Origin of the sequence: Moorena sp. SIO2C4, from assembly GCF_010672485.1 — a bacterium.
GTDB classification, from domain to species: Bacteria; Cyanobacteriota; Cyanobacteriia; order Cyanobacteriales; family Coleofasciculaceae; genus Moorena; species Moorena producens.
Genome location: NZ_JAAHGN010000270.1, coordinates 1 through 7,788, shown reverse-complemented (window position 1 = coordinate 7,788; position 7,788 = coordinate 1). Strand labels below are relative to the sequence as shown.

The following is a 7,788-nucleotide window of genomic DNA, read 5'->3' as shown; positions in this document are numbered from 1 at the left end:
TGTTAACTAGTTAACCGGATAATTTAGAATTTATTCATTCTGTATTCTGCATTCTGCATTCTTCATTCTTCATTCTTCATTCTTCATTCTAAATTCTTCATTCTTCAATTCCCCTTTCTTAGTAAGCGCTGGAAAATTTGCAAGTTCTGATCGAGCCAATCCAGCCATTTCAGACTACTCGATAAAGATTTCGGTGGATCGGAAATCAAGGTATCTAGAGCAATCAGGCGTTGGAAATTGATCTTGACTGGATCATGACGCTCTGTGCGACCGTCTTTGCCATAAAACTTGACACCAGCTTGTTGCTGCATAAGAGTGATCAATTCTTGAGCAACGATACCGTAGCCAATGGTAGTGGGATGAATGCCATCTAGGGTGAAGAAACCACCGCTGGTGCGACCGGTGGCATCGGATCTAAAAAAGCGAGTATCTGGTACTGGTGAAAGAGCTTCGAGTTCCGGTGCCAGCTGATAGGGAGTCCACCAATCTGGTCTGCAGTCGGAGTCTTCAATATAACGTCGATAAGCTAAGCCATCCAGTAATCCTCCTAATTCAAATAAATACCAATCTCGACCTTCTTTTCGAGCTTGACGTACAGCATCAGCAATATAGTCGTTGTACTGGTCAATGACGCTATCAATGGCTCGGGCTTGTTGTGCGGTAATGTGCGGGTCACGGTTAGGATCGAAATCTTCGTCACTAATCCAAGGACGGGTGTAGTAGGGGAAGTAGCGCGAGCCAGTAGCGATCTTATCTCCTACTCCACGACCAATGGGGGCAATGGTGACATGGGGAACTGTAGCCCAAATCACATGGCGAGCTTGGATTTGCTTGACTTGGTCAACTACTTGATCCAATTCAGCTTTGAAATCTTCCGGACACCAGACCGTAGGTCGCTGATTGGGCTGTGGTGAATTTGAATCGCGATCGCAACTCCATCTGACCTGCAGTTGACCAACGGTGCCCATGGCATTATTCGCCCCAATCATGATCATCAGGGTTTCAATACCATCTCCCTGACCGTTTTCTAGACTTCCTTCTTGCCCTAGTGCCACGGCAGCTTGCACTGGGGTAAGTGCTTTACCTTGTGAATCCCGTGCGGAGTCCAAAACCCTCAATGCCGCATGTTCGTTAGCATTCTCAACGATTTGCCGCAATAGATCATCCGTTGGTGCCTCGATTGCCTTTCTGAGAGTATCTGCGTCGTGAGAGATAATGTCTTTAAGATTCCACCCATAAATAGCGAGATTGTGGTTAATCCCTTTGTGCATAGCAACAGTAGAGCCAACGCCCCCTTGCCAACCAGGACCCCGTTCCCAATAATCTTCTATGTCGTCCATAAATTCGCGGATTGAAAACAGAGCCGGTCCTAATTCCCACCACTGTATCTGGTCACCAAACTGTCGCTCTAAGTGCCGAACTAAATACTCCAGATTCAGGGGCAATCCACCGAATTTGCCATATTGGGTTGGACGACGCAGGTGTTCTTCCCAACCCATTTCTTGAGCAATCATTATGGGATAGGAGCGCTCAGTGTTAAAAATTGCTCCATTCTGGAAGCCATGGCTTAGGGAATCACCAATGGTGACCAGTCGATGTCGGGGAGTGCCTGGCTTTTGGTTGACTTCAATACTTAATTCCGGACGGATACCCAGAGTAGGGTCTGTTTCCGGTGGACGCCCTTGAGGTTGGATAACATCCTTGACTTGATCTGGAGCGTCAAAATCGAGCATGTCTTTGGTAAGCAAACGTTTGACCATAGTTGCCTGTTTATGAAAAAGAGTGATGATTAGTTATTAGATAATTCACTGATGCTGAGGTTAATTCCAGAAAAGTAAGCATTCAGCTTAAGCGCTATAGCAATCCTAAATCATTTGTAACATCACTGCACTTCTGAAAAACTAGCTCCAACTCCGGTATCATCTGCCTTCTGCCATTCCCCTCCTGAGAGGGGTTAGGGGTGGGTGCCTTCTGCCTTAAAGCAGTCCATTTCTTTCACGAATCAGATAGGATTGCTATATGGCGATGCTATGCTTGCCAGCTAATGGGCTGGGAGCCTGGTAAGCAAAGAAAGTAGAGAGGTTAGATCCCATTAATCAAGATTTGGTAGTTTCCGACAAGATCAGGTTAAAACGGTAAAGAAGTGATTAATTCCCTGGATAATTCCAATATATCCCCTACAAACTATGAACGCCAAACCTAGCATTAAACTCCCATGGATATTTATTCGTAGTTTAAATAAGACTGTCTGGGTGATTTCTAGTCTTGTCCTACTGACAGTAGCTGCGGAATCCTCTTTAGGAGAACCCTCACCCTCTACCCCTACAAAAGTAACCCTAGAATCCCCTGCTCCTGAACTCCCAGTTACCCCTTCAGCCACCTCTTTATCTGGTCATTTGAACAAAATTGGTGCTAAAATGTATGGGGCTTACTGGTGTCCCTATTGTACAAAGCAGAAGCAAATGTTTGGTGAGGCATTTAAGCAGATCAATTATATTGAATGTGACCCAAGGGCTGAAACCTCCCAAACTGACTTATGCATTGAAGCGAAGATCAAAGGCTTTCCAACCTGGGAAATTAATGGTCGGTTTTATCCTGGTATGCTGTCGTTAGAGCAATTGGCTAAATTTTCAGGCTACTCAGCAGAAGATGCTACAGAATCAATGCCAGTGGTGGAGGAAGAACAAAAAGAAAAATAAATAATAGCAATAGTGCAACGTTTAACCTTTAAAAACCTAAGGTAAGCAGTCAGCAGTCAGTAGTCAGCAGTCAGCTTATTTTATTCACAAGCTGTTCGGATCTCAAGTAGCCGCCCCATTGGCACCTCAAGTAGCGTGGCCAAAGGCCAATAGCCACTCAAGTAGCCACCCCATTAGCTGATAGCTGATAGCTGATAGCTTAGATTTAGGGATTATTTGGGAATAGAAAATGTTACCGATTTCCTGGCGCAAACAAAAAACGTTGTAATATCTATCCAAATGCCTTGTGGTGTGGCTAATTGCTCAACGGCTACAAAAAATTCAGTTTTCAATTGTGCTAATTTCTCTGGAGAAAGCTGGAAAACTTCCGCACCAAAGGCACTCTTTGAGTTTCCCCGCCAAGAGTTTGCTGCTACTATTTGAGTATCACTGCTGTAGTAACCCAATTGGTCGGTTTTGACGTTGATGTCTTGAAAACCTGCTTCGGTGAGTAGCTGGTGACATTTCTCGGGACTACCAAGGGGTCCATTGGGATTAGGAATTACAATGCCATAGTCTGCTGCTTTTTCTCGAAACAGACCCCCTGTAGGAAAGGCGTTTGCTGCAAAACAGGAAAATCCGACTAATCCTCCTGGTTTTACGAAGCGATACCACTGCCGTAACGCAGCAGGGATATCTGTTAAGTATACAATGGCTGAAGAACATAGAATCCTATCGAAACTATTATCTGGGAAGTTGATAGTTTCTGCATCTGCTTCTATAAATTTGATGTTGTTGATACCTTCGGCTTTAACTTTTTGTTGGGCTAAATTGAGCATGCCTGAGGAAATATCTACACCGACAACAGCTCCAGAAGCACCGACAATTTTGGCTGCACGAATTGCTACTAAACCTGTGCCAGTCGCAATATCTAGAATTCGTTGTCCAGTTTGCAGGTGGGATACTTCTACTAGACCCTTGGCTAGCCGAGGGTGAAAGCTTCCTTGATCATAGTTTGGTCTGGTGTTAAAGTCAGCTTTGACGTTTTTCTTGAACTCATTTATATTTATCTGGTGTTTCATGGTTGGTGGAGATGGAAAATCTGATCACTAGAAAATATGATAACTAGCTTGACTAGGATGAAGGAGGCTTAATTACTTCAAAGTCTGACTCATCTAGAGATAATATAAATGCTTGATCATTCTGCTCAAAGGGATTTTCCTCTAATCTGACTATCCAACGACCGGATTCTTCCTGTGCTTCAATACGACCCGAAAGACCCGCAACATAATCAGGATAAATCACTCGAACTAAGGTTCCTACTTTGAGCATCTCAATCAAAATCTCTACTCCCAATGTCCACCTGATTTTACCTTTAATTAACCAAATCTTAAATTTAAATTGTTACAATAACAGATTAGGTTATTCCAAATTAGCTCGCGATTTCCCCCCAAGCTAGTCAGGAGGCTTGATCCTCACCGGGGAAGAGTGTGGATAGTGTGGGTAGTGTGGGTAGTGTGGGAGGTGTGGGAGGTGTGGGGGGAGAGGAAACAGATGCGTAGACACAACAGTTAATCCTAATGGTTAATTGCTGAGGGGCGGAATGAATATCAGTGGAATGGGCATCTTGCCTGCCCGAAAATGAAACGGGCAAGATGCCCATTCCACCAAGATGCCCGTTCCACCAAGATGCCCGTTCCAGCAAGATTCCCGTTCTACCAAGATGCCCGTTCTACAAAACTATTCAAATCATTCCATGATTAATCAATGCTGATTAAGCGATCGCTTGAAAAATTTGTTCACCATTTAACCTTAATTCTGGAAAGGTTGGCGATAAAATACGGTTCGCTCCTCGGAACTGATTAACGTGATATTCGCCATCTATCAATTGGTAGACCGATAAAGTAGGTTGTTTAGGATTACCGATAAATCGCCTACCGCCTAAACAGAGAAACATCGAGCGAGAGTTAGCCACTTAATTTATTGAGTGGCCTGCGTTCGCGTAGCGTGGCTATAGGCCAGCGCGCCGGGATAAATCCCGGCTATCGCGTTATGGAAGCTGTTTTGTTCTCCCTAAGGTTTCTAGAAATTCAGAAAGGCTTAAACCAGAATCTTTAGCCATCTCCTTTAATCCATTCCAGGCCGTTTCTGTAGTCATGACACTATAGGATTTCTTTCGTACACCATGCAAACTCGGTCTTCCAACTTTTTTCTTAGTTTCTTCTGGCATTTGCTTGACACCTTAATTATCAGGGTATATAATTATATTAACACAGCAAAAGGTCGATGCAATATGTACGGTTGTCAACAACATTTAATAAGCACGACATCTGAAAACCAAGCGGTTATAGAATTTATCTGCTCAGAGGCTAACAAATTAACAAATTGCGGAATATATTATTGCCGTCAAATGTTGTTCAAGGCTGGCAAATATCTCAATAACGCAGAATTGGACAAAATCATGAAAAGTAATGTCCACTTCAAAGCGATGAGATCAGCCTGTGCTCAACAGACATTGCATGGAGTTATTGAGTCTTTCAAGTCTTACAAAGCCCTCAAGAAGTTGTATAACAAAGGGCAGTTGGCAGATCAACCTAGAGTCCCAAAGTACCGCAAAAAGGGAGGTCTGGCAGTAGTAAGTTATCCCGCTCGGTGGGTAAAGCTAGTAAAAGGCCAGCTTAAGTTTACTTTAGGTAAGCAGATTAAGGTCTGGTTTGGTATTGATCACTTCTTACTACCAATGCCATCTAATATAGATCATAAGTCAATTAAAGAATATCGTTTTGTCCCTAGGAATGGCTGTTTTTATTTAGAGTTTGTATATGAAAGGCCAAATCCTGAACCAGTGACGCCAACAAATAAGGTCTTAGGTATCGATCCAGGTCTCAACAACTGGTTAACCTGTGTCTCTAATGTGGGGAATTCTTTTATTATAGATGGCAAAAAAGTCAAATCTCAGAATCAGTGGTACAACAAGCGTGTAGCTAGGATCAAAAAAGGAAAGTCTCAAGATTATTGGGATAATCAATTAGCCTCTTTGACCGAAAAGCGCAACCGACAAATGCGCGACAACGTGAACAAGGTCGCTAGATTTATTATTAATTGGTGTCAAAGAAACCAAGTCACCACAGTGGTGTTTGGTTGGAACAAGAGAAATAAAGACAGCATAAATATTGGCAAAAAGAGCAATCAGCAGTTCGTACAGATACCTGCCGCTAAATTAAAAAATCGAATTGAGCAATTGTGCATCGAATATGGCATTAAGTTTGTTGAAACCGAAGAAAGTTACACCAGTAAAGCTAGCTTTTTAGATCGTGATTTCCTACCTGTGCTCGGCGCGAAACCTGAGGGGTGGGCAGCAAGCGGAAAGAGAGTAAAGCGTGGACAATACCTGTCTGCAAAAGGTGAATTAATTAACGCAGATTGCAACGGAGCTTGCAATATTTTAAGAAAAGTAGCGACACAGCTAGGGATCTCCCTAGCCGAGGTCGGTAGAGCAGACTTGAACCTGCCACAACGATATAGATTAGACTCACTATCTAGATCCTATCGTGAAGCTTCACGGAGCGTGGTTTCAACCCGCAAAGTGACATCTGCTTAGAATCTACGTTTTTCAAAGCGTAGAGAGTTCAACTAAATAATCAACAATCCAATATTCAGCAATTCCGAAAGATTCGTATTCTTCCAGTTTCAAAGCGTAATCGTCGCTCCAGTTTGTTGAAACCACTTCTACAACTAAACGAACAGAAGACCCCCGTGTGATAATGGATTCTTTTTCCCACCGTGGTTCGTTATCAGTAACCCTTTGCTTGTCTAAAACGATGACATCTGGTTCATACCCAGACTCTGTTTGTGGTTTGATCACGCATTCTTTAGGAATAAAGTAAGGCAATTGACAGCGCCGAATTTCTAAAAATAGTTCACCTCCTATAAATCCGGCTACCTTTGAATGCATTCCCATTGCTTTAAGCCTCTCGACCATGCTTAACTAATCGCTATTCCCTATCCCAGGGCATAGCGCTATCACTAATAGTTTAGACCTGGCTCAGCTAACCTTAAAATCAGAAATAGTCTCAATCCATACCCGTGCTCCACAATTTAGGGGATCATCTGGGCGATACATCACCCGACAAGGGCCATTCACTTCGACCGTATGACCATAAATATTTTTAGCGCCGCGTTTTACGGTAATCACGGGATTGCGATCGCCACTGTTGTGATTTTGGCGAATCACTTTCTGATTAACGTGGATCACAGCTTTAGTGTACTGTGTAAGCTTTGACCAATTCCGCTTCGGTCCACGAGTACCAGGGGTGACCACTGGCATACCGTCAAATAAGGGAATCACCCAAGTTCTACCCACTTTATAAGCTCCTTTGACTCTGCCCTTGCTCAACAGGAAACGGACGCGAGTGGCAGAGACACCTAGTAATTTAGCAGCTTGTGCGGTAGAAATCATCATGGCCGAAAAACCATTGCTTTAACGATATTGTTATTTTAACAGGATTTTTGAAAAGATGCAAAGGGTTATGGGGGTTTAACACGTTGTAAGGGTGGAAGTTTAGAAAAACTATTGCATTACTGCTAGGGGTGATGTGGGTGATGTGGATGGTTTTAAAAAACTATTGCACTGTCGCAATTAAGTTTTAAGTCTTGATTAGTGCTGTTGAGTTTTTTAGTAAGTTTGAAGTACATCTAAATATTCTTCCCTGTTCTCTGTTCCCTGTTCCCTGTTCCCTGTTCCCTGCTAACTGATAGCTGATAGCTGACAGCTGACAGCTGACAGCTGATAGCTAAATACTTAAAAAAAAATTCGGTCAAGTCCTGGTTAATTCCAATGCTTGACCGAATGATTTTTTGTAATAGTCAAGAGCCCTATGATCCTTGACTATATGTTCACCAAATCAACAACATACCAACTTAGGTTTAATACTTTAGACTTCGTACTTTCTCCTGAGTTTTGACCTGTCGCCAGCGATGCAGAGGTGCGACCCGTGGCGAATTTAATTCGCCAACGGAAAGCGCACCTAAGCGGTCTTGGGGGTTTCCCCCATGAGCGACTGCATCAAGAGAGGGATTGGCATCCCTGGCAATTTGCTATCTTAATCTA

The 7,788-nt window shown here is 43.2% G+C and carries 8 protein-coding genes and 2 pseudogenes; 3 read left to right on the top strand and 7 right to left on the bottom strand.

Features of this window, described 5'->3' with window-relative positions; translation table 11 throughout:
* Positions 1-104: 104 nt before the first annotated feature.
* Positions 105-1,760: a hypothetical protein gene (locus tag F6K20_RS15800; RefSeq protein ID WP_008183371.1), complete on the bottom strand. Its 1,656-nt coding sequence runs from the start codon at positions 1,758-1,760 to the stop codon at positions 105-107.
* 426 nt (positions 1,761-2,186) lie between these two features.
* Between F6K20_RS15800 and F6K20_RS15795 the strand changes: the two genes are divergently transcribed.
* Positions 2,187-2,699, top strand: a complete 513-nt coding sequence (locus F6K20_RS15795; protein WP_008183374.1) for a glutaredoxin family protein — start codon at positions 2,187-2,189, stop codon at positions 2,697-2,699.
* 212 nt (positions 2,700-2,911) lie between these two features.
* Here F6K20_RS15795 and F6K20_RS15790 read toward each other — a convergent pair whose 3' ends face one another.
* The gene (locus F6K20_RS15790) at positions 2,912-3,760 is read right to left on the bottom strand and encodes a class I SAM-dependent methyltransferase (protein WP_287295273.1); all 849 of its coding nucleotides are present in this window, start codon (positions 3,758-3,760) and stop codon (positions 2,912-2,914) included.
* Between the two features lie 52 nt (positions 3,761-3,812).
* A complete protein-coding gene (locus tag F6K20_RS15785) occupies positions 3,813-4,034 on the bottom strand; it encodes a hypothetical protein (protein WP_287295271.1) in 222 nt (73 codons plus the stop codon).
* Positions 4,035-4,291: 257 nt separating this feature from the next.
* Between F6K20_RS15785 and F6K20_RS15780 the strand changes: the two genes are divergently transcribed.
* Positions 4,292-4,438 (top strand): hypothetical protein, encoded by a 147-nt coding sequence (locus F6K20_RS15780; RefSeq protein ID WP_287295269.1) that lies wholly within the window; start codon positions 4,292-4,294, stop codon positions 4,436-4,438.
* A gap of 14 nt (positions 4,439-4,452) precedes the next feature.
* Here the strand turns inward: F6K20_RS15780 and F6K20_RS15775 are convergent.
* Together F6K20_RS15775 and F6K20_RS15770 are read right to left on the bottom strand one after the other, a co-directional pair.
* Positions 4,453-4,632, bottom strand: a pseudogene (locus F6K20_RS15775) (Uma2 family endonuclease); the annotation flags it as partial.
* 96 nt (positions 4,633-4,728) lie between these two features.
* Positions 4,729-4,908, bottom strand: a complete 180-nt coding sequence (locus F6K20_RS15770; RefSeq protein WP_008183384.1) for a hypothetical protein — start codon at positions 4,906-4,908, stop codon at positions 4,729-4,731.
* Positions 4,909-4,971: 63 nt separating this feature from the next.
* On the opposite strand from F6K20_RS15770, the gene F6K20_RS15765 reads away from it, so the two are divergent.
* A complete protein-coding gene (locus F6K20_RS15765; protein WP_071986867.1) occupies positions 4,972-6,279 on the top strand; it encodes an RNA-guided endonuclease InsQ/TnpB family protein in 1,308 nt (435 codons plus the stop codon).
* A gap of 33 nt (positions 6,280-6,312) precedes the next feature.
* On the opposite strand, the pseudogene F6K20_RS15760 reads toward F6K20_RS15765, so the two are convergent.
* Positions 6,313-6,660, bottom strand: a pseudogene (locus tag F6K20_RS15760) (Uma2 family endonuclease); the annotation flags it as partial.
* A 63-nt stretch (positions 6,661-6,723) separates the two neighbouring features.
* A complete protein-coding gene (locus tag F6K20_RS15755) occupies positions 6,724-7,140 on the bottom strand; it encodes a helix-turn-helix domain-containing protein (RefSeq protein WP_008183392.1) in 417 nt (138 codons plus the stop codon).
* Positions 7,141-7,788: the final 648 nt, after the last annotated feature.